15 protein-coding genes are annotated in these 19,181 nt (G+C 64.9%); 4 read left to right on the top strand and 11 right to left on the bottom strand.

What is annotated here, in order from left to right:
- Positions 1 to 6 precede the first annotated feature (6 nt).
- The 4 genes from glgB to F757_RS0120595 form a co-directional block, all read right to left on the bottom strand.
- Positions 7 to 2,217: a 1,4-alpha-glucan branching protein GlgB gene (glgB, locus tag F757_RS0120610; RefSeq protein WP_027213047.1), complete on the bottom strand. Its 2,211-nt coding sequence runs from the start codon at positions 2,215 to 2,217 to the stop codon at positions 7 to 9.
- The gene (treS, locus tag F757_RS0120605; RefSeq protein WP_027213046.1) at positions 2,210 to 5,680 is read right to left on the bottom strand and encodes a maltose alpha-D-glucosyltransferase; all 3,471 of its coding nucleotides are present in this window, start codon (positions 5,678 to 5,680) and stop codon (positions 2,210 to 2,212) included. The genes glgB and treS overlap by 8 nt, the downstream gene beginning before the upstream one ends.
- Positions 5,677 to 9,129: a maltotransferase domain-containing protein gene (locus tag F757_RS33895; RefSeq protein WP_084530983.1), complete on the bottom strand. Its 3,453-nt coding sequence runs from the start codon at positions 9,127 to 9,129 to the stop codon at positions 5,677 to 5,679. Before F757_RS33895 ends, treS begins: the two co-directional genes overlap by 4 nt.
- A 431-nt stretch (positions 9,130 to 9,560) precedes the next feature.
- A complete protein-coding gene (locus F757_RS0120595; RefSeq protein WP_027213045.1) occupies positions 9,561 to 10,223 on the bottom strand; it encodes a DUF1345 domain-containing protein in 663 nt (220 codons plus the stop codon).
- A 433-nt stretch (positions 10,224 to 10,656) separates the two neighbouring features.
- Between F757_RS0120595 and F757_RS0120590 the strand changes: the two genes are divergently transcribed.
- The gene (locus tag F757_RS0120590) at positions 10,657 to 11,394 is read left to right on the top strand and encodes a metallophosphoesterase (protein ID WP_027213044.1); all 738 of its coding nucleotides are present in this window, start codon (positions 10,657 to 10,659) and stop codon (positions 11,392 to 11,394) included.
- Between the two features lie 53 nt (positions 11,395 to 11,447).
- On the opposite strand, the gene F757_RS0120585 is transcribed toward F757_RS0120590, so the two are convergent.
- Together F757_RS0120585 and F757_RS0120580 are read right to left on the bottom strand one after the other, a co-directional pair.
- Positions 11,448 to 12,149 (bottom strand): RES family NAD+ phosphorylase, encoded by a 702-nt coding sequence (locus F757_RS0120585; RefSeq protein ID WP_027213043.1) that lies wholly within the window; start codon positions 12,147 to 12,149, stop codon positions 11,448 to 11,450.
- A complete protein-coding gene (locus F757_RS0120580; RefSeq protein ID WP_027213042.1) occupies positions 12,146 to 12,583 on the bottom strand; it encodes an MbcA/ParS/Xre antitoxin family protein in 438 nt (145 codons plus the stop codon). Before F757_RS0120580 ends, F757_RS0120585 begins: the two co-directional genes overlap by 4 nt.
- 235 nt (positions 12,584 to 12,818) lie before the next feature.
- Between F757_RS0120580 and F757_RS0120575 the strand changes: the two genes are divergently transcribed.
- A complete protein-coding gene (locus F757_RS0120575) occupies positions 12,819 to 13,292 on the top strand; it encodes a hypothetical protein (RefSeq protein ID WP_232221433.1) in 474 nt (157 codons plus the stop codon).
- A gap of 174 nt (positions 13,293 to 13,466) precedes the next feature.
- On the opposite strand, the gene F757_RS0120570 is transcribed toward F757_RS0120575, so the two are convergent.
- Entirely contained in the window at positions 13,467 to 14,318 is an 852-nt protein-coding gene (locus F757_RS0120570) for a LysR family transcriptional regulator (protein WP_027213040.1), read from the bottom strand.
- A 98-nt stretch (positions 14,319 to 14,416) separates the two neighbouring features.
- On the opposite strand from F757_RS0120570, the gene F757_RS0120565 reads away from it, so the two are divergent.
- Both F757_RS0120565 and F757_RS0120560 read left to right on the top strand, forming a co-directional pair.
- The gene (locus tag F757_RS0120565) at positions 14,417 to 14,800 is read left to right on the top strand and encodes a tautomerase family protein (protein WP_027213039.1); all 384 of its coding nucleotides are present in this window, start codon (positions 14,417 to 14,419) and stop codon (positions 14,798 to 14,800) included.
- A 124-nt stretch (positions 14,801 to 14,924) separates the two neighbouring features.
- Positions 14,925 to 15,761: a TOBE domain-containing protein gene (locus F757_RS0120560; RefSeq protein ID WP_027213038.1), complete on the top strand. Its 837-nt coding sequence runs from the start codon at positions 14,925 to 14,927 to the stop codon at positions 15,759 to 15,761.
- Between the two features lie 169 nt (positions 15,762 to 15,930).
- Here F757_RS0120560 and F757_RS0120555 read toward each other — a convergent pair whose 3' ends face one another.
- The 4 genes from F757_RS0120555 to F757_RS0120540 form a co-directional block, all read right to left on the bottom strand.
- Positions 15,931 to 16,632: an ABC transporter ATP-binding protein gene (locus F757_RS0120555; RefSeq protein ID WP_027213037.1), complete on the bottom strand. Its 702-nt coding sequence runs from the start codon at positions 16,630 to 16,632 to the stop codon at positions 15,931 to 15,933.
- Between the two features lies 1 nt (position 16,633).
- Positions 16,634 to 17,308 (bottom strand): molybdate ABC transporter permease subunit, encoded by a 675-nt coding sequence (gene modB / locus F757_RS0120550; RefSeq protein WP_027213036.1) that lies wholly within the window; start codon positions 17,306 to 17,308, stop codon positions 16,634 to 16,636.
- Positions 17,309 to 17,349: 41 nt separating this feature from the next.
- Positions 17,350 to 18,123 (bottom strand): molybdate ABC transporter substrate-binding protein, encoded by a 774-nt coding sequence (gene modA, locus F757_RS0120545; RefSeq protein ID WP_027213035.1) that lies wholly within the window; start codon positions 18,121 to 18,123, stop codon positions 17,350 to 17,352.
- A 128-nt stretch (positions 18,124 to 18,251) separates the two neighbouring features.
- Entirely contained in the window at positions 18,252 to 18,953 is a 702-nt protein-coding gene (locus F757_RS0120540) for a phosphatase PAP2 family protein (protein WP_027213034.1), read from the bottom strand.
- Between the last annotated feature and the right edge of the window lie 228 nt (positions 18,954 to 19,181).

Here is a 19,181-nt window from a genome sequence, read left to right as displayed (position 1 = left end):
TGGCCCTCAATCAGCGCGCAGCACGATTGTCGCGAGCGGCGGCAAGGTGAGGGACGCCGAATGCGGCCAGCCGTGGCTCGACATTGCGTCGGTATGAATCACGCCGCCGTTGCCCATGTTCGAGCCGCCATACACGCCTGCATCGGTATTGAGTACCTCCGACCAGCGTCCTTCGCGCGGCATGCCGATGCGATAACCGACGCGCGGCACTGGCGTCATGTTGCAGACCACGACAAGTTCGCGGCCCGCGCCGTCGGTGCGGCGATACGCGAACACGCTGTTGCCGCTGTCGTCGCCGATCAGCCAGTCAAAGCCGCCTGGTTCGCTGTCGAGCAGATGCAGCGCGGGCTCCTCGTGGTACAGACGGTTCAGATCGCGCACCAGCACTTGCACGCCGTGATGATGCGCATCGTCGAGCAGATGCCAGTGCGGCGACGTATCGTGATCGAACTCCGCGAGCTGGCCGAATTCGCCGCCCATGAACAGCAGTTTCTTGCCCGGATGGGTCCACATGAAGCCGAAGTACGCGCGCAGATTCGCGAACTTCTGCCACGTGTCGCCGGGCATTTTGCCAAGCAGCGAACCCTTGCCGTGCACCACTTCGTCGTGCGAAAGGGGCAGCACGAAGCGTTCGGAATACGCGTACACCATTCCGAACGTCATGTTGTGATGATGGTACTGGCGGTACACCGGATCTTCGTGCATGTAGTGCAGCGTGTCGTGCATCCATCCCATGTTCCACTTGAAATGGAAGCCGAGCCCGCCGTCTTCCACGCGTGCCGTCACGCCGGGCCACGCGGTCGATTCCTCGGCAATGGTGATTGCGCCCGGCGCGCCAGGCACATACCCGACTTCGTGATTCAGGCGCTTGAGGAACGCGATGGACTCGAGGTTCTCGCGCCCGCCATAGATGTTCGGCACCCACTCGTCGGCGGCGCGCGAATAGTCGCGATAAAGCATGGACGCCACGGCGTCCACGCGCAGGCCGTCAACGTGATAGCGCTTGAGCCATGCGAGCCCTGACGCGATCAGGAACGCACTCACCTCGTTGCGGCCGAGGTTGTAGATCATCGTGTTCCAGTCCTGGTGGTAGCCCTCGCGCGGATCGGCATGCTCGTAAAGCGGCGTGCCGTCGAACTGCACGAGGCCGTGTGCGTCGTTCGGAAAGTGCGCGGGCACCCAGTCGAGAATTACGCCGAGCCCTGCCTCGTGCGCCTTGTTCACGAACAGCGCGAATTGCTCCGGCTTGCCGAAACGCGCCGACGGCGCGAATTGCCCGAGCGGCTGATAGCCCCACGATCCGCCAAACGGATGTTCCGCGACCGGCATGAACTCGACATGCGTGAAGCCCATGGTCTTCGCATACGGAATCAGGCGCTCGGCGAGCTCGGCCCAGTCGAGACCGCGTTGACCATCTTCGGCGATGCGCAGCCACGACTCCGCATGTACCTCGTAGATGGAAATCGGCGAGCGCGGCGTCTGCTTCGCCCCGCGCGACTGAATCCATTCGTGATCGGTCCACGGAAACTGCTCGATCTCGTCGGCATGCGCAACCACCGACGCTGTGCCAGGCGGCTTTTCGGTTTGCATCGCGCAAGGATCGGCCTTCAACGGCAGCGGATGCCCCTCGCGCGCGAGCAGTTCGTACTTGTAGCGCGTGCCCGGCCCGACTCGCGGCACGAACAGTTCCCACACGCCCGCCTGATGGCGCAAACGCATCGGATGACGGCGCCCGTCCCACGCATTGAAGTCGCCGACCACCGAGACGCGCCGTGCATTCGGCGCCCACACCGCAAAGCGCACGCCGGGCACGCCGTCGACTTCCATGGGACGCGAGCCAAGGCATTCGAGCACCGCATACGGGTCGCCGTTTGCAAGACGGCCGAGCGGTTCGTCGCCGAGAACGGGACCGAACGAGTAGGTGTCTTCGATTTCCTGCACGACGCCATGCCAGTCGATGCGCAACCGGTACGGCGCGGCAGAACTCACGCGCCCCGCAAAGAGGCCGGGGCGCAACTGCTGAAGCTCGCCGAGCAGCGCGCCGTCGGCGCGCGCAATCACGCTGACGTGCGCGGCATTTGGCAACAGCGCGCGCACGACCGGACCGGCGTCCGTGTGATGCATGCCGAGTTGCGAGAAAGGATCGGGATGGCGCGCCTCGACGAGCGCGTCTATCTCGAGCGGCTGGAGGCCTGCGGCCGGATCGTGTTCACTCATAGTCGCCCTCGGCCGGATGAGGCGGGGTGGCGGCGTCTGGCGCCTGGGTTGACGAATCGTGCGAAGCATGCGGCGCGCCGGTATCGCCGAGCAGCCGGCTCGCGAGCGCCGCGAGTCCGCGCACCGGCAAGCTCAGCCACGTCGGCCGGTTGGCTGCCTCGTAGCGGATTTCATACGCGGCCTTCTCGATCAGGAACAGATCGAGCAGCGCCTGTTCGGCCTCGGGTTCAACCAGCGGCGTCGGCGCTTGCGCGGTGGCCGCGCGGTATTCCTTCAGGAACGTGTCGGTGGCGTGCGCGCGGAAACGGTCGAACAACACGCGCTTGCGATCCGCCGTCTGTTGCGGCGCCGCTTCCGTCGTGGACTGCGCTGCGGCGCTCGCATAGGACAGCGAGCGCATCAGGCCGGCCACGTCGCGCAGCGGGCTCGATTTCTGCCGACGCTCTTCGAGCGAACGCGCCGGCTCGCCTTCGAAGTCGATCAGATACACGTCGCCCTGTGCAACCAGCACCTGGCCCAGATGGAAGTCGCCGTGGATGCGGATGCGCAGCGCCTGGGTGTCGGGGGTAAGGAGCTTGTTCACGGCTTCCACGAGCGCCGCGCGCCGGTCGATCAGACTTTGCGCGAGCGCCTTCGTGTCCGCATCGAGCAGCTGTTCGACGCGCGGCGCGAGCAGATCGAGCGCGCTTGCAAGCATCGACTGTGTGCCTTCCACCCATGCCTTCACTTGTTCCGCGCTCGCGGGCTCCGGCGAGAACGCGGGGTCGTCGGTCGGCGAGGACAGCGCGACATGCAATTCGCCAAGTCGCCTGCCGATGATGCCCGCCAACGCGGAGTAGCCTTCCAGCAGAATCGCCTCGTTATCGCGATCCGGCGGGGAGGTGGCTTCCGTGTCGACGGTAATCGCCAGTTCGTCGACCGAGCGGCGCAGATAATCGAGCGACCAGTTCCATGCATCGCCCTGGTTGTCGACGAAGCCTTGCAGGATCGCGAGCGTGTGCGGCACGCCTTCGGGGTCCACCCGCACCACCTCGCCGAACAGCGGAGCCGTGTTGGCATAGCCGAGTTGCGTCAGGTAGCGGCTGATTTCCGCTTCCGGATGAATGCCGCTCACGAGACGCCGCACGAGCTTGAGCACCGCGGCATCCGCGACGATCAGCGAACTGTTGCTTTGCTCGGCCGCGAGCCAGCGCACTTCCGGGCGCTCGCCGAGGTTGTCGAGTTCGGCGAAGCGGTCGGTCGGAATAAAGCGGATCTCGCTCTTCTGCACGGTGGGCACGACCGCGCGTTCACGCAGTTTGCGCAGCACGCCGTGCGCGAAGATCGGCAATGCGAACGCGTCGGTCAGATGCCCGACGTTGCGGCCTCGCCGTACGCGCGCGAGCGCAAGCTGGAGAAAGAGCGGCGTGGTCGTCTCACCGCCCCAGGTGATCGCAATCGGCACCACGTAGCGTTCGGTGTGATCGCCGACGTCCGCTTCGATCTCGGTGAAGGCGAAGCCGCCGTTCGGAATCGTAGTGAGCGCGGCGAGCCGCACGGCGTGCATCTTCTGATCCTTCGACGCAAACCAGCGGCGCCGGCTAAGCCACGAAGGCAGCACTTCGGATTCGAGCAGCCGCACGTTTTCCGGCGTCGGCCCGGCCTGGCCTTCACGAATCACGATGGTGACGAACTCGGGCAATGGCTCGGGATGCGCCTGTGCCCACGTCGGACGCTGACCGCCTTCGCACAGTAGGAACCACAGGAAGCCATACGGCGGGAACGTCAGCAGATACGTCAATTGACCGATGGCGGGGAACACCGAATCGGCGGTCATTTCGATCGGCACCGCGCCGTTGAATTCCGACAGGTCGAGCTCCACCGCCTGCGGCGCGCGCGACAGATTGGCCACGCACAGAATGGGCGGCTCGCCGGGCATCTCACGCAGATACGCGAGAATCTTGCGGTTTTCCGGCTTCAGAAAGCGGATGGTGCCGCGCCCGAACGTCTGTTTCGCGCGGCGCGTGGCCAGCATGCGCCGGGTCCAGTTGAGCAGCGAATGCGGATCGCGGCTTTGCGCTTCGACGTTGACCGCGTCGAATCCATAGAGCGAACCCATGACCGGCGGCAGCACCAGTTGCTCCGGATCGGCGCGCGAGAAACCACCGTTTCTATCCGACGACCACTGCATTGGCGTGCGCACGCCGTCGCGGTCGCCCAGGTGAATGTTGTCGCCCATGCCGAGTTCGTCGCCGTAATAGATCACGGGCGTGCCCGGCATCGACAGCAGCAGCGAATTGATCAGCTCGATACGGCGGCGGTCGCGCTCCATGAGCGGCGCGAGACGGCGGCGAATGCCCAGATTCAGGCGCGCGCGGCGGTCGCTCGCGTAGGTGTTCCACAAGTAATCGCGCTCGGAGTCCGTGACCATTTCGAGCGTGAGCTCGTCGTGATTGCGCAGGAAGATTGCCCATTGATTCGACGCGGCCAGGTCCGGCGTTTGCCGCATGATGTCGGTGATCGGAAAGCGGTCCTCGCTTGCAATCGACATGTAGATGCGCGGCATCAGCGGAAAGTGGAATGCCATGTGGCATTCGTCTTCATCGCCGAAGTATTCCTTCACGTCTTCCGGCCACTGGTTCGCCTCGGCGAGCAGCATGCGGTTCGGATACTCGGCGTCGATGGTCGCGCGAATCTTCTTCAGGACGGCGTGCGTTTCCGGCAGGTTCTCGTTGTTGGTGCCTTCGCGTTCGACCAGATACGGCACCGCGTCGAGCCGCAGCCCGTCAATACCCATGTCGAGCCAGAAGCGCATGATCTGCAGCACTTCGCGCAGCACCGCGGGATTGTCGAAGTTCAGGTCGGGCTGATGCGAATAGAAGCGGTGCCAGTAGTACGCGCCCGCCACCGGATCGTGCGTCCAGTTCGACGGCTCTGAGTCGATAAAGATAATGCGCGTTTCCGGGTACTTCTGATCCGTATCGGACCACACATAGAAGTTGCGGTGATTGGAGCCGGGCTTTGCGCGGCGCGCGCGCTGGAACCACGGGTGCTGATCCGACGTGTGGTTGATCACCAGTTCGGTAATCACGCGAATGCCGCGCGCGTGCGCTTCCTGAATGAAGCGTTTGACGTCGGAAAGCTGACCATAGTCGGGATGCACGTTGCGGTAATCGGCAATGTCGTAGCCGTCGTCGCGGCGCGGCGACGGATAGAACGGCAGCAGCCAGATCGCATTCACGCCCAGTTCGGCAATGTAGTCGAGCTTCGCGATGAGGCCGGGAAAGTCGCCTACGCCGTCGTTATTCGCATCGAAGAACGACTTGATGTGCACCTGATAGATGATCGCGTCTTTGTACCAGAGCGGATCGTCGGCGAGCGCCGTGGGCTTGCCGCGCCGGTTCGTGCGCGGCTTTGCCGTGTTGCCGGGGGCGTTGCCCACCGGCGCTTGCGTCGTGGTCTGGGAGGGATCGTCACGCTTCATATCGCACCTTCCGTCGGGGTAGGGTTGCCAGCGTCTGCGTGAAGGGCGCTGGTCGAATCGCTGTCGGCTTCGTCGGGGCGCTCGGCGGGCAGGCCGCCGAGCGGCGCAATGCGCCAGATCGAAAACGGCTGGCCCGGCCCGAGCCGCACATGCTGCCAGCGGCCGTGCCAGTCAAAACGCGCGCCGGTCATCTGGTCGGTGACTTCGAGTGCGCTGTGATCGTGCAGACTCCACTTCTGGAACGTCTCCCACGACAACTCTATATCCGCGCCTTGTTCGTTGAACGGGTCGAGATTGACAGCGACCAGGATCACGTTGTCGCGCGCTTCGGTCGCCTTCTCGAAGAACAGAATGTTCTCGTTGTGTGCAGGCAGGAACGTGAGACCGAGGTGCGTTTGCAGCGCGGGATTCGCGCGGCGAATGCGATTCAATGCAGTGATCTCGGCCATGATGTTGCCGGGCCGGTTCCAGTCCCACGCGCGCAACTGATACTTTTCGGAGTCGAGGTACTCCTCGCTGTTCGGCAACGCCGCCGCCTCGCAAAGCTCGAAGCCGCTATACACGCCCCACAGGCCGGCGAGCGTCGAAGCGAGCGCCGCGCGAATCAGAAAGCCGGTGCGTCCATGCGATTGCAGATGGCGCGGATTGATGTCCGGCGTGTTCACGAAGAAGTTCGGCCGGTAGAAATCGCGCGCGCCGGTCTGCGTGAGGTCGGTCAGATACTCGATGAAATCGCGCTTCGACTCGCGCCACGTAAAGTACGTGTACGACTGCGAGAAGCCGATCTTGCCGAGCCGGTTCATCATGCGCGGCCGCGTGAATGCTTCAGCAAGGAAGATGGTGTCCGGATAGCGCGAGCGCACGTCGTTGATCATCCACTCCCAAAACGGCAAAGGCTTCGTGTGCGGATTGTCGACGCGGAAGATATGCACGCCCGCCTCGATCCAGAACAGGATCACGTCGCGCAACGCAAGCCACAAGTCGGGCTTCGCGTCGTGCGCGTAGAAGTCAGGGTTGACGATGTCCTGGTACTTCTTGGGCGGGTTTTCCGCGTAACGCAAGGTGCCGTCGGGGCGCCACGCGAACCATGTCGGATGCTCCTTCAACCACGGATGATCCGGCGAACATTGAATTGCGAAGTCCAGCGCGATTTCGAGGCCGTGCGCATGCGCGGCGGCGAGCATCGCCTTGAAGTCGTCGAGCGTGCCGAGTTGCGGATGCACGGCGGTATGGCCGCCTTCGGCCCCGCCGATCGCATACGGGCTGCCGACGTCGCCGGGCTGCGCATTGAGCGTGTTGTTGCGGCCCTTGCGATTGCTCACGCCGATCGGATGAATCGGCGGAAAGTACAGCACGTCGAAGCCCATGTCGCGAATGCGCGGCAGCTTCTTCGTGACGTCGGCGAAGGTGCCGTGACGCGATTCGTCGTCGCTCATTGAACGCGGGAAGATCTCGTACCAGCTCGCAAACCGCGCGGCGGTGCGTTCGGCGTCGATCTTGTAGGTCACCGGATCACGGCTCAGAAACGGACGATGCCGCGCGGCAGTCATCGCCTTCGCCGTGGCCGGCTGGAGCAGCAGCTTGAGTTTGGCCTGATCGTCGGCCTTCTTGAACTGCGTGACGATGTGTTCGAGCGGCTCTTTGTCCGCGCCTTCCGCCGTTTCCACTTCGGCCAGCACGAGCGCGAACAGGTGCGCGGCTTCGTCGAGTTCGGTCTCGACTGTCTGCCCTGCTTTCAGCTTTTTCTCGACGTGCTCGACGAGCGAAGCAAAGTCGTCGCGCCAGGCGATCACCGTGAACTCGTGACGGCCCATACGTTCGAGCGGAATGCGCGCCTTCCAGATGTCGAGGCCGGCCGGTTGTGCCGGGCTCATCGGTACTTCGTGCCAGTTGTTCTCGTCCGCGGCGCGCCACAGCACCGCGGCTGCAATCTTGTCGTGACCCTCGGCGAAAATCGCGGCGCTGATCTCCGCGCGTTCGCCGACGCTGCGCTTGGCGGCAAAGCGGCCGTTGTCCACGGAAGGCATGACGCTTTCAATCGCGACGCGCGGCGCGTTGATCGCTTCGAGCACGGTCTTGCGGCCGCTGCGTTTGCTGTTCGCTTTGTCGATGGGCGGTGCGAGACAAATCGGCTTTTCCGTGACGGCCTGGAAGAGACGCACGGCGCCGGGGGCGAGCGTGAATGGCGCCAATGCCGCGGGCGACGCGCCACCGCGTGCATCGAGCGGAATGAAGCGCGTGAAATTGCCAGGCACGCCGGCAAGGAAGCGCGCCGGATCCACGCGAACCGCCGCACTGAGTTCGGGATTGATCGCGATAAGGACCGCCTGGCCGGCATCGCGCATGTCGGGCTGGTCGGCACGCAGCAGAAGAGCGGCCGGCGCGCCCGGCCCGCTCAACGGGCGCAACTCGCCGTTCACCTGCAGCGCCTTGGTGTGGCGCGCGAGTTCGTTGGCGAGCGAGATGGATTGCGACAGGTCGAACCGCTTCGCCTGGCAAGCGAGTGCGAATTGCGACGCGTTGCCTCGCGTTTGCGACATGGGTTCGCTCACGCCGTATTCGAAACCCATCGGCATCATCCAGCCGGTGCCGACGGCGGACGCCGTGAACAGTGCACGCCGATAAGCGCGCTCAACGACGCCCGAATCATGCGGGTCGCTCAATTCGGCGGCGAGCCGCGTACCGTATGGCGCTTCGGGAAATGCAATGGGCCCGCCTATGCGCGCGAGCGCGGCGTGCTCCTCGACCATCCAGCTCGCGCGATAGTCCCACCAGCGCACCGACGAGAACACGCTGTCGAAGCCCGCGCCGTCGAGCCCGGACAGATCGCCGCGGGCGAGACCTGGAGTCGCGGCGAGAAAGCGCACGTCGGGATGAGCGTCGCGCACGGCGTCGCGCAACTGCCGCCAGACCTCTGCGGGCACACGGTGCGGCGAATCGAAACGGAAGCCGCCAATGCCGGCCTCGGCGAGCGCGAGAAGCTGGCGCGTCCACCAGTCGGCGAGCGCGGCACACGTACCCGCATCGCTGAAGTTCGCGTAAGCGACGTTGTCCTCGCGATGGACATGACGCGGATCGAGACGGGCCTCTTCGCGCTCCAGCGGATGAAACCAGTCTGCGTGCTCGGCGTAGAGCGCACCGTCGGCGGCGACGCGGTCGATCACCAGATCGCCCAGCAAGGTCAGACCGTGTCGACGCGCCTCGTCCGCGAGTGTGCGGATGGCCTCGCCGGCGGAACCTTGCGCTTCGAACGCCGGGTGCAGGCGCGCATGGTTGCCGACGACCTGGCCGTGGCTCGCCCGGCCTGGCTCGAAAAGGCTGCCGATCAGCGCGTGATCGAAGCCGAGTGCGGCCGCGTGAGCGAACTGCGCAGGCCACGCGTCAAGCGGACCGACCAGAGGTGAATGAAAAAAATAGATCCGCGGCGCGTACCCGTTTGGAGGTTCCATCGGTCGTTTCCAGATTTGTCCTGCTGCGGTGTGGATGCAATTGGCATGCGATCACAGCGCTCATTGGGCTTCCAGAGCCGGCTGCCGCGCGATCCGTAGACTGACGGCGCGTACTTGGTCAATGTAGTGCAAAGATCGTCACGCCGCTGGCCAGTTACGGGTGCCTCGCCGCCAGGCGTCGCGGCACGAGCCGGTCACAACGTCTGCGGAAGTCAGCAAAGGCTGTGCCCGTGAGCCGGAGGCGGCGGCCTTTGGAGCAGCGAGTGTTCTGGAGGAAGCGTTGCGGCGCGCGGCGGCGTGAGCAGCCGCTGGATGGCGCGAGCCCGTGTAAAACGGGCGGCATTGGTCCGCGTTTTACACGCGACGTGGCGGGACGAAGGGCAGTTGTCAGTTTGCGCGGCGCTGCATGCGGGCCGCGCAACATTGCGGCGTTACGAGCCGAGCAGGCCGGCCGCGATGTTCACGCACAAGCCGAGCACCGCGACGTTGAAATAGAACGAAAGGATAGACTGTGCGAGCGCGGCGCGGCGAATGGCGCGCGAGCGCAGGACGACATCGGACGTCTGCGACGCAACAGCGATCGTGAACGAGAAGTACAGAAAGTCCCAATAGTCCGGCGTCAACGATTGATCGGGAAAGAGAAGCGGCGTTTCCTGCACGTCGGTGTCGTAGTAGAGCCGCGCGTAATGCAATGTGAAGATGGTGGGAATCATGAACCACGCGCCGATCAGCGTCAGTCCGGTCAGCGTGTAATGCCACACGGTCGAGGCGCCTGCCGTGCCCTTGGCCGAAGCAAGTTCGAGCACGATCGCGGCAATGCTCGCAATCGTGGCCACGCAGATCACGAACAGCACGACGCCGGCGTTCTCGTCGTCGCGGCGCGCCGAATCGCGCACGCGGTGTTCGTCCGCGGCGACCATGTGCGCCCAGATCAACACCAGATAGCTCCACACTGCGGTGTCCCAGCCGACCAGTACACGAACCATCGGCCGCATGTGCTGCGGCATCAATACAGCTGCAACGACGCCGAGAGCGAGCGCGATCAGCATGCGTGGACGGTTGCGAAGCGTTTGCGGATAGTATTTCGTAAACATGAAATTGACGAGACGCCGAGGTGTCGCGGATTCTACGCGTGCGCGGCGCGTGCGCGGCGCGTCCGCGGTGCACACGCGGTGCACAGTTGCGAGCGGTGCAGCACATGCACAGTGTTTCCGCAACGGCCTTGCCAATGCCTTTCGATCCGGAGCCGATGGCAGGTGCCCGCGTTAGCGAGCGCAACTTTCGGTGGCGTCTGCGCGTCGAATCCGTTTATCGGTGCGTGTACACACAGTCGGCGCACCCGCACACAAGCTGGCCTGGCAGATTGCGAAGCCAGCAAGGGCGCGCCTTCAGAATGACGATTTGCGGCAAGATTTGCCCTGAAACCTGCGCTTTTCGCGTGATTCCATGTCAAGTTTTCGCCATCTGTTGCCGCGCTACGAGAGGCAGCGCGCATACGCATCGCACATTGCGCATTATGATGAGCTTATGGCTTCCGTACTCGATACCTCTGTTCAGCATCACCCGGCCAACCGGAGCGGCCGCGACTTCGTAGTCGGCGACTTGCACGGTTGTGTCGATGCATTGCGCTATCTGCTGCGCCTCGTTTCGTTCGACCCGGCTTGCGACCGGCTGTTTTCAGTCGGCGATCTGGTGGATCGCGGCGAGCACTCGGAGCAGGCGCTGGCGCTGCTCGACAAGCCATGGTTTTTCGCGGTGCTCGGCAATCACGAAGACGCGCTCTGCGCGGTTGCAGATGGCCGCTTGCGGCGTCAGTGGTGGTATGGCATTGGCGGCGCATGGGCGGCCAACTTGCCCGATGAGAGCCTGCGCCGCTACGCGGAGCGGCTGCGCACGTTGCCGCTTGCGCGCGTAGTGGGCAGCGGGCAGGAGCGCTTCAATGTTCTGCACGCCGAATTCTTCGGTACCGACGCCGAACTCGACGCCGGCAATTTTTCCGCCGAAACGCGTCAGCAAATGCTGTGGGGACGCGAGCTCGCGATGGGTAACGGCGACCCGCAACGGCAGCGCGGATTGTCGCTGACTTACTGCGGCCATACGCCGATGCGCGACATCAAGCAGGTCGGCTCGCAGGTGTTCATCGACACTGGCGCGTTCGGGCCTGGCGGCAGACTGACGCTGGTCGAACCGAGGGCGCTGCGGCGCTGGTCGATTTCCGTTGAAGAAGCGCGCGCGGAAGGCGCGGCGGCGCTGGCGCTGCCCTGAGCGGGCGCCAACCCGGTTGCGTGCAGTTTTGATGCACGCTGCTCGAGGTGCTGTCAGCCGACCTGGCTCAGCTCGAAAACCATATCCACGCTCGTGCCGTTCCAGTTGTACTCGAGATACGCCGCGTGATGGCAATCGCGCAGCAGCGTGGTCTTGAATGCCGCGAGGCATTCGCCCTCCGGGTCGCGCACCGACGGATACGCTATGCCTGGCGCTCCGGCTTCGCGCACCGCGCGTCCGAGCGACTGGCCGGCGAGATAGTCGTCCGGCGAGAGCACTGCGAGGTCCAACTGCGGATCGCCACGCAGGTCTACTACCTCCCCTTGCGCCACCACCGTGTAGAGACGCATTTGCTGACGCATGGGCGGCTCGGCCGTGGCTTCCATGAATTTACCCGTGTGATAGCGCGTTTCGGCTATGGCGGTGGCGCGCGAGCGGGCGCAATAGAACACGCCGTAGGTGCCGTCGGAAAAGCGGCTGCCGAGCGGATTCAGATGCGTGAGGGCGGCCATGATCGGCCCATAGCCTGGCCCGAAACGGCGTTCTTCGCGTGGCACGAGGTCGAGGTCGCCGACTTCGGTGCGCAGCCTGTCGTTGGTCATGGCTTCGAGCGCGTAAAGCGCGTCGAAATCTTCCGCCGATGCAACCCGATCGAACAGATTGACGGCCGGAAAGCGCGTGGGAATGACGCGGTACGCGGGCGACCAGTCCAGTGGCGCGCTGCGCCAGCGGTCCTGCCAATGCGGTTGTGTCACGCCCAGCCGCCCCGCATTGCGTCGAGATACTGGCGCACCGCAACCAGATCGCTAATGTTGCCGGCCAGCATGCGGTCCAGCGCACGACGGCCGCCGAACGGCGGCGCGCTGTTGGGACGTTTGATCCAGCTGTCCGCGGCGCTGGGTTGCGGCAGGAGAATTTGCAGCGCCTTGTAGATGCCGAGCAGCAGCGACAGACGCTCCAGCGTGTCGCGGCCAAGGCGTGCCGTTTCCGGGGCCGACTTCCATTTGAAGTAAGTGGAGCGGCCGGGCGAGCCGAGCAGGACGATCTGCTCGTCCGCGCTCAAGTCCCAGTCTCGCGCGATATTGAAGAATGCGCGCAAACCCGCTGCGGACATTTCCGCAAACGAGGGCTCTGAAGACGGCCGACGAATCGGCGCTTCAGTCTGGGTGGCGCGGGCGGCGTGAGCCATGATGGGGTAAGTCCTAATGTGTACTTATTGCCTATGCTAGTCCAATTTCGGATTTTTGCAAGGGAATATAATCCCGGCTCGCCAGCAGGCAGCGATTTTGGGAGTCGAGCAGATGTGGTTTCGAGCAGTAGCAACGGCGATAGCGACCTGGTGCATAGCCGGCGCGGCCATGGCTAACGGTTATGCGGAGGTATGGAATCCGCCTGAGGCCGGCGCGCATGCGAGGCATGGCGCGGTGAAGCATCAGGCGCAAAAGCCGCCAGTCAACGCGACGACAAAGTCGGCGACGAAGAACGCGGGCAGGCATGCGGGTTATGTCGCAAAGGCGAACCCGGCCGTGCGTGATGGCGTGCGGCACGGAGCGAACGGGAGCGTCAAAGGGACGGCGGCGGTAGTCGGCGGTCAGGCGAAGCAAAACGGTGCGCGAGTTGAGCGGGCCAGGAAACCCCACGCGCAAATCGTCCGGACGAAGTCCGGCGAGGCCAGGGCCGTGCATGCCGACATTGCGCGAGACCATGCCGTGCATCGTGATGCACTGAAGGGCGCCGTGACGGGCAAGAGCCAGGTTCGCAAGCCGGCAACTGCGAAGCCGGGGGCTGCGGAGCCGAAGCCTCGGATGCTCTCAGTCAGCGCCGGTGCGGATCGGGCGGACGCCGCGGCAGATCCGGCCACCGCGCGCAGCGGATCACTGCCGCCAATCCTGCACTGAGCGGGGGCGCACGGCAAAGGCGGGAGGTGGCCGTCGCGGCGGGCCGCCAGCGGCACAGCGGTAGAGAGACACAGCGTACAGCGGCACGGCGGTACAGCGGAACAGCGGAACAGCGGAACAGCGGAACAGCGGCACAGCGCCGTGCCAGCCCCGCCACCACGGCTCATTCCCCGCTCACCCACCCGCCAACCCGTTGGCCACTAGCCGCAGCGTTTCCTTTGAACGCTCGTCGCGCACGCGCGAGTGCAGCGTCACCCGCGATTCCGGCAACGGCGGCAACCCCAGCCGCGGGCCAACGTCGATCAAACCGCGCGGCGCGACTCTGCGCGCGAGCGGCGACACCGCAAGGCCGGCCGCTGTCGCCGCGCCCACGGCCGCCACCCCGCCGCCCACAAATACCTCCTGCCATGCTATCGACGCATCGGCCAGTGTCCGCAAAGCCGTGTCGCGCACATTGCACGGCGGACTCAACAACGCGAGCGCCAGCGGTTCGCCGACACGCGGCAGCCACGTCGGCGTTGCGAGCCAGCCGAGCGATTCGCTAAACAACACTTGGGCGTCCGCGCGCGGCGGCGCGTCCACGCTGTCACGCACGATCGCCGCGTCCAGCCGGCGTTCGTCGAATTGAGCCAGCAATGCGGTGGACGTGCCGAGGTGCAGTTCGACCACCAGCGCCGGATCGTGTGCACTCAGGCGCGCGAGCAACTGCGGCAGGTCGGGCCCCGCGACGTGCTCGCTCAGGCCGAGCGCCAGTCGCCGACGTTCCACCGACAACGCCCCCAGCGCCCGCTCGTGCGCATTCAGCAGGTCGCGCGCGCCGCCCAGAAACGCCTTGCCGTCGACGGAAAGGCGCACCACCCGCGGAGTGCGTTCCAGCAACTGTTTGCCCAGATGCGCTTCCAGCCGCTTGAGTTTCAGGCTGACGGCCGACTGAGTGGTGTTTAGCGCGTCGGCTGCGCGCGTGAAGCTGCACAGGTCCGCAACGAGCACGAACGCGCGTACCGCATCGAGATCAAGAACTTTCATTTCAATTCAACATAGATGAAATAGCGAGCCATGTCTGTTCATTATGTGCGAGGGCGCCTACGCTGTGTGCATGCATCCACCCTCTCAAGGAGAACGTCATGCCAATGACTCGCATCGCTTTACGCGCCGGCAAACCCGTCGAATACCGCAAGGCGCTCACGGACAGCATTCAGCGTGCGCTCGTCGCCACCTTCAATGTGCCGAAGGACGACGTCTTCATGCTGATCACCGAGCACGAGGCCGCCAATTTCGTGTACGACAACCAGTACCTGAACGTCGAGCGGACGGACGACCTCGTCATGATTCAGATCACCGCGAACAACACCCGCACGCTCGAGCAGAAGAAGGCGCTCTATCAGCGCATCGTGGAGGAGTTGCACGAGTCGCCCGGCTTGCGACGGGAGGACGTACTCATCAATCTTGTCGAGGTGCTTAAGGAGAACTGGTCGTTCGGCAATGGGATCGCGCACTACGCACTTTGAGCGGCGCTTCGTCTTCCAGTCATGGCGCCGGCGATCGACCGCCGGCCTGTCTTTCCGTGGGCCGGGGGCCGGTCGCTATAATGGTTCGCTCTCCTCGATCCTTCGTTAGCCGAGCGCGCGCGTCATGGCTTCAGACAGCAACGATTCTTCGCACGAGCCGCTCGAAATCGGCGGGTCCGTGTGGTTCCAGGCGGGCAACAACACGCTTGGCGGCGCGTCGCGGATCGCGCTGCTTGCCGCCATCGGCGAGACCGGTTCCATCACCAGCGCGGCCAAGGCGGTCGGCATGAGCTACAAGGGCGCGTGGGACGCCGTCGACGCCATGAACAATCTCGCCGGCGAGCCGCTCGTCGTGCGGCTGACCGGCGGCAAGGGCGGCGGCGGCACCACGTTGACGCCGCGCGCGCTCAAGCTGATCGACACGTTTCGCGCGGTCGAGCGCGAGCATCGGCGCTTTCTGGAGCGTGCGGGCGCGGCTATCGAGGGTTTCGCGACCGACTGGGATCTGATCGGCCGCATCGGTGTCAAGACCAGCGCGCGCAATCAGCTTTACGGCACGGTCTCGCGCATCACGCGCGGCTCCATCAATGACGAAGTCTCGCTGACGCTGCCCGGCGGCCATACGATCGTCGCCGTTCTCACGCACGAGAGCACGGAGGCGCTCGGTCTTGCCGAGGGCGCGGCGGCGTTCGCGTTGATCAAGGCGTCGTGGGTCGTGCTGCTGGTGACCGGCGAAAGCGGCGCGCCGTTGAAACTATCGGCCCGCAATCAACTGCGCGGCACCGTGCAGAGCGTGAAGCGCGGCGCGGTCAACGCTGAGGTGTCGCTTGCGCTGGAAGGCGGCGCGGTGATCACTGCCGTGATCACCAACCAGAGCGCCGATGCGCTGGCTGTTGCGGAAGGCGCGAGCGCTGTCGCGGTTTTTAAGGCATCGAGCGTGATACTTGGTGTGAAAGACTGAGGGCGTGAGGCGTGAGGCGTGAGGCGTGAGGCGTGAGGCGTGAGGCGTGAGGCGTGGGGTGTGAGGGTGCGGGGGTGTGAGCGGGGAAGGGGCGAAGGCGTGAGCGTGTGAGGCGGGAAAGCGTGAGGGCCTAAGGGCGCGAGTGCATAAAGGCCCGCAAAAACGCGAATCAGCTCTCGCTGCGCAGATAACCGCTGAACGCTTGATGCTCACGCACGCGGCCGTCGCTGATCTGCACGACCTGATCGCCGAAGGCGGCAACGTCGTCGGGATCGTGCGTGATCAAAACCATCGGAATATCCAGCCGGGTTTGCAACTCCGAGAGTTCCGCCCGCATGCGCTGGCGCAGGTTGCTGTCCAACGCGGAAAACGGCTCGTCAAGCAACAGCAGTTGCGGTCTGGACACCAGCGCGCGCGCCAGCGCCACCCGCTGCTTCTGCCCGCCGGAAAGCTGCGCCGGATAATTGCTCGCGACATTGCGCAGTTCGAGCGCGTCGAGCCAGTAATCCACCTGCGCCGAACTGTGGCGCGCCCGCGGATTCAGCCAGCCGCGCTGCAAACCGAAGCCGATGTTCTGCCGCACGTTCAAGTGCGGAAACAACGCATAGTCCTGGAACAGATACGCGACCTGGCGCGCCTGCGGCTTCAGATCGACATGACGCGCGCTGTCGAATAGCGCATTGCCGTGCAGCGCGATCGTGCCTTCATCGGGGCGCAACAGGCCGGCAATCGCCTGCAGCGTCAGGCTCTTGCCGGCGCCCGACGGGCCGAACAGCACCACGCGCTGGGTGGTCGCGTTGAAGGCGACCTCGAGCGTGAAGCGGCGCTCGGCGCTCGCGAAGGTTTTGCGGATGTCGACGGCAAGCGGCATGTCAGCGAGGCACCAGAAGCGTGCGTTGCGGCACGAGCCGGCCGGCGAGCAGCAGAATGACGACGCACGTCACGGAAGTCACGATCACGAGGAAGTTCGCGGTGTTGTCGTCGCCGGCTTGCACGGCTGCGTAGACGGCCACCGAGAGCGTCTGCGTGCGGCCCGGCAAATTGCCCGCGATCATCAGCGTGGCGCCGAACTCGCCGAGCGCCCGCGCGAACGCCAGCAGGCCGCCCGCGAGAATGCCGCGCGCGGCAAGCGGCAGGCTCACGCGAAAGAACACCGCTGTCTCGCTGACGCCGAGCGTGCGCGCGGCGCGCTCGAGCTGGGGATCGACGGCTTCGAAGGCGGCGCGGGCGGACTTCAGCACGAGCGGGAAAGCGACCACCGTCGACGCGATCACCGCACCTTGCCACGTGAACACCAGTTGAATGTCGAAGCGGTCCAGCCAAGCGCCTATCACGCCGCGTCGCCCCAGCAGGACCAGCAGGTAGTAGCCGAGCACCGTAGGCGGCATGACGAGCGGCAGCGTCAGCAACGAATCGACGACGTCGCGTGCGCCCGAGCGCCAGCGCGACAAGCCAAAACCGGCCGCAACGCCGAACACCAGGTTGAGCGCGGTCGCCCAGCCCGCCACCTTGAGTGACAGCATCAGCGGGATCCAGGCGTGTTGCATGATGTTGCGCGGTCCGTATCGTGTCGTATCGGTTCGAGGGCTCAGTGCGCCGGCTTGAAGCCGTATTTCGCGAGCACCGCCTGACCGGCCGGCGACAGCACGAAGTCGACAAACGCCTGCGCCTGTGCGGCGTGGCGGCTGCCTTCCACTTGCGCGATCGGATAGGTGATCGGCGCTTGCGTCGGCACACTTAGCGCCACTTTCACCTTGCCGGGAAGTATCGCGGCGTCGGTGCCGAACACGAAACCGGCATCCACTTCACCTCGCGACACATAGTCGAGACTTTGCCGCACGTTCGCCGCGAGTACCGCTTTCGCGCTGACGGCGTCCCACACGCCCGCAGCCTTCAGCGCGCCTTGGGTGTAGCGGCCGACCGGCACCGAGGCGGGATCGCCATAGGCAATCCGCTTCACGTTCGACGAAGTCAGTTCCGCGAGGCTCGTCGGCGCGAAACGGCTGTCCGCCGGGACGATCAGCACCAGCGAGTTGGCGGCAAAATCTTTGCGCGTGGCCGGCGCGATGACTTTTTCGGCTACGGCCTTGTCCATCGCCTTCTGATCCGCGGAGGCGAACACGTCGGCGGGAGCGCCTTTGGCGATTTGCTGCATCAATACGTCCGACGCGCCGAAATTCAGCAGCACCTTGGTGCCGGCGTGTTGTTTTTCGAACGCTTCGCTCACCGCGCTGAACGCATTGGTCAGGCTCGCGGCGGCCGACACTACCAGCTCGTCGGCGCGCGCCTGGGCGCTAAAGGCAATACAAATCGCGCTGGCGACGAACAGCGTGCGGTTCTGCAGACGGCGGGACAGTGTCATGGAAGTGTGTCACTCCGGCGTGTGCCGAAGCTGTGGTCAAAACGCATATCGTAATATACACGAGGTAATAGCGCTGGCATGACGGACATTGCGCCGGTCGTACGACGCAGCCAGTGGCATGGAAAGGGTCAGGCGCGAAGCGAGGCGGGCGGTGCGAGCACGTTGTGCGTCTGCGCGACAGGTGCCGTGGCTGGCGAGACGTTGCGGATTGCCTTCCATTTCGCGCGGATAAACGGCCGGTCATGGCCGGACACTTTCAGCGCGATATGCGTCACCCAGCGCTGCGTCGGCACGTGCACGCCGTGCATCAGTACCGCGAGCAGCATCAGGCTCACCGCGACCGGAAGGACAGAAAGGCGCTCGGGCTGGGCCGTCCACGCCATCCGGACAAACAGCAGCGCGGCAAGCGCGCCGACCAGGCAGCCGGTGACGGCTTCCGAGGGAGAGTGGGCGCTCAGCACGACGCGCGACACACCGACCGCCATGCCGGCAGCGAGGCCGAGCAGGACGCCCAGCACGCGAACGGCCGGATGCGTTCGCAGCAGCATCAGGAACAGGGCCACCGGATAGACCGCCGTAGAGAGCATCGCGTGGCCGCTGACGCCCGTGAAATCAAGCTCGCGCACGCCGACGCCCCAGCCCAGGAACGCCAGCTTCGTTACCGTCACCACGCCGATTGCCGCGCCGAGCAACAGCAGCCAGCCCGCCGCCATACGCCACGTGTAGCCGACCGCCAGCCACAGCGCGATGGCGAACGCGAGCGGCAGCGTCATGCCGGCGCCGCCGAGGCTGGTGATGGAGTACCACAGGTGGTCGGACAATTCGGGCATCGGACAAGCGCTCAGGGCTGCATAGGATTGTGGATAGCAATTACAACGCGCAAGCGGGGGCACCCGCCGACGCACTGGGATAACCGCCAGTATAAACGGCACCTGACGGCCGCCCGCGCTGGATAAAAAAGCTTTTTGATTCGGAGCGTTAGCTCGCCAACAAGTCGCTAAAGAGGCAGCCCAGCGTGGATGACGAGCGGGCGGCAAGGCTCAGCGTCGGCCAATTGG

The sequence above is a fragment of the Burkholderia sp. WSM2232 genome (assembly GCF_000472545.1).
Lineage (GTDB): Bacteria > Pseudomonadota > Gammaproteobacteria > Burkholderiales > Burkholderiaceae > Paraburkholderia.
Note: the sequence above shows the minus strand (reverse complement) of the source record. Positions and strands in the feature narration are given on the sequence as shown.